The sequence below is a fragment of the Catenibacterium sp. genome (assembly GCF_052354645.1).
Taxonomy (GTDB): Bacteria; Bacillota_I; Bacilli_A; order Erysipelotrichales; family Coprobacillaceae; genus Catenibacterium; species Catenibacterium mitsuoka_A.
The window spans coordinates 1-2,607 of sequence record NZ_DAWDDM010000277.1; the positions used below are offsets into that span (position 1 = coordinate 1).

Below are 2,607 nucleotides of genomic sequence, written 5' to 3' on the forward strand. Positions count from 1 at the left end.
ATACAAAATCATAAAAGTCAATATCAAACAAACAATTTTTCCAGAATTGTCATTTAAAATAGGTAAAGACAAAATATCCTTGAATATAAAATTGTCTAAACATGATGCAGACAAAGCTAGTAATATTATCAGAACGATAGAGTAGCAAATCGAATTGATTATTATTGAAACATAGTTTCCTTCGTATATTAAATGATGAATACTTGCGGATTGCTCATAACCATTTAAAATCAAATTGCGCTCTTTTTCATCCATGTCTTTTGCTGGAAATGGCAAATCGGCTTTATCTAAGTTTTTAAGAATGCAATATTTTTCCATCAATGGTTTTAACTTTTCCCTTCCAAACTTAGATAGTCCATTGAAATAAAGCATAAGAAGTTCATATTTTGAAAGTTGCGCCCTAAAAATAGAAGCATAATAGTATTTCTGTTGATTATCTATTAACTCCGTATCGTCAATAAACTTCAAGATTCGATAGAAATAACGGAAATAATGGTCTAAGATACCATCCATCACATTTTCAAATGCTTTGATTCCTGTCTCTTTAATACTTTCGACCAATTGCTTTCCATCAATTTTCCGTTCTTGATAGAGATACTTAAACAAGGCTCTTCCTTTTATCTCATTCGATTCAGTGTTATTGTTGCCTATTTGTGATGTTACTTGTGCGTAAGCATTAGCTAGAAAATCATCCTTATTTACAGAATGACCAACGACTTTATGCTCTATGCTTAATCCCTCTATCAAATGCTCAAAAGTTTGAGTCATATTGAAAAAAGTATTTTCAAATTGGACTTTTAAACTACTAGCCCGACCTCTCTTATCATTTCTAATTTGCCAAATTATAGTTAGGATTACACCACCAAATTCCAAACCAGAGAACAATGCATTAATTAAGCCTGCAGTATCTCCCAAACTTCCTGCAGCTGATAAATTACCCTTTGCTAAGCCGTTGGAATACAGAATAATTTTATCAATCTCTGCCAAATAAATATAATAGCAAGCAAAAATTAGAGCAAAGACAGTGAATGCAAGATATATAAATGACGATTTATCTCTTCTCATAATAACTATCTATATTAAAATAACAAGCATATTCTTCTATTGAAGGAAGTTGCTTTAAATATTCAACAATCTTCACATCTGACTCATTTAGGGGATATATTTTTTCTAAAAAAGAATTCCATATACTCTCAAGATCCGTGTGAGCCAAATCTGCTTTTGTGAAAATAGGAAATCCTTCTGTTATATTACGTCCTATTTTCTTTTTCAAAGCTTCAATATTATCATCGCGTTTATCATCTGGATTTTTTTTCAAGTTAATATCTACTGCCGCTTGATATATATCATCTTTAATTGAGTTCCATTTTAAAGTAAGGAAATCATTTGTTGGCAGCAATTTCTTACCGCCGTCAAACATATCCAAATAATACTTAGAAGCCTCATTATTTTGAATAAACGTAAGACCGAAGACATTACTTTTATCATTAAATTCTTCCCCGGGTCCTAATACATATGAAAATTGTTTCGTATTAAAAGTTCGGGGAAATATCTGCACTCCTAATGTTGATAGCTCTGAGGTTTGCCCCAAAGGTGTTGTTATCCGATATAAATATACAATACCGAGAGTACCTTCTTTTGCAGGTTTGTAAACACCTGTATCTGCATCATATTCATTTGTAGCATAAAACATCGCCACATCTTTAGAAGCTGTCAAATTGATGAATGGCGAAGGTAAGCCATAAGCAGCAGCTAGCGTATAGGGATTACCAAGTGAGAAATTAATATCTAATTCTGGTATGAAAATACCTTCGTCTAATAATTTAAAAAGCGGAAAAGTCTTCACCAATAAAACAAATTGCTCTAAAAGTACATTATGGTACATCAACTCATCATGAAGCTTTTTTACATTATTGCCTGACGGATAATATTTTGTTTTAAAATGCTCTTTATACTCTTCTCCATTACTATTTCCATAATACAGCACTCCTTGTTGTGTTATATTAGGCTTAATAATGAATCTGCCATTTGCCAAATGGGTAAGAAAGTATTTGTTATCACCATCCACGACACGTTCTGTCGGCATCAAATGTTTGACAGGTGTCTGATCTTGCATTTTATTCAACAAAGTACGAACTTGAATCGCATCAGGTAATATACTTTTATCTTTATTTTGATAAATCATAGATTGAAATTTTATAATAGGCTCAATATCCTAATATTACTTTTTAATTGTAATAGTTTCTCAAATGCTCCAGAATACTTTCTGCAACAACTTCACCTAAAACAGGTGGAACGGCATTACCTATATACCGTGAAGCTTTCACTAAAGAAACATGCTCTTCGTCCTCAAAAAACTTATATGACATAGGAAAAGTTTGAAGCAGTGCTGCCTCTCTCGCAGAAATGGCTCTATCTTGGTCTGGATGACCAAATCGACCATTACCATAGCCTGTACACTGTGTAGTCATTGTCGGGCTAGGCTCACTCCATTTCATTCTGCCATAAACACTTCCAAAACTTTTACCTGATTGTGACTTATGACAGGCTAACCTCAAAGATTCTGGCCATTCCTTCCAACTACCTCCGTCTCTAGTTGCTCTAATG

At 33.1% G+C, this 2,607-nt stretch carries 3 protein-coding genes; all 3 read right to left on the reverse strand.

Annotation, left to right across the window (positions count from 1 at the left end):
* A partial coding sequence (locus ACT8VG_RS09895; protein WP_444195762.1) for a putative phage abortive infection protein occupies window positions 1-1,065 on the reverse strand: 1,065 nt, incomplete at its 3' end.
* Window positions 1,052-2,185, reverse strand: a complete 1,134-nt coding sequence (locus ACT8VG_RS09900; RefSeq protein ID WP_444195763.1) for a hypothetical protein — start codon at window positions 2,183-2,185, stop codon at window positions 1,052-1,054. The genes ACT8VG_RS09895 and ACT8VG_RS09900, both read right to left, overlap by 14 nt.
* 43 nt (window positions 2,186-2,228) lie before the next feature.
* On the reverse strand, window positions 2,229-2,607 hold a 379-nt coding region (locus tag ACT8VG_RS09905; RefSeq protein ID WP_444195764.1), incomplete at its 5' end, for a DNA cytosine methyltransferase.

Bases quoted from the DNA above. Each gene is read 5' to 3' on its own strand.
- ACT8VG_RS09900 (WP_444195763.1), bottom strand. From the start codon at position 2,185: ATGATTTATCAAAATAAAGATAAAAGTATATTACCTGATGCGATTCAA.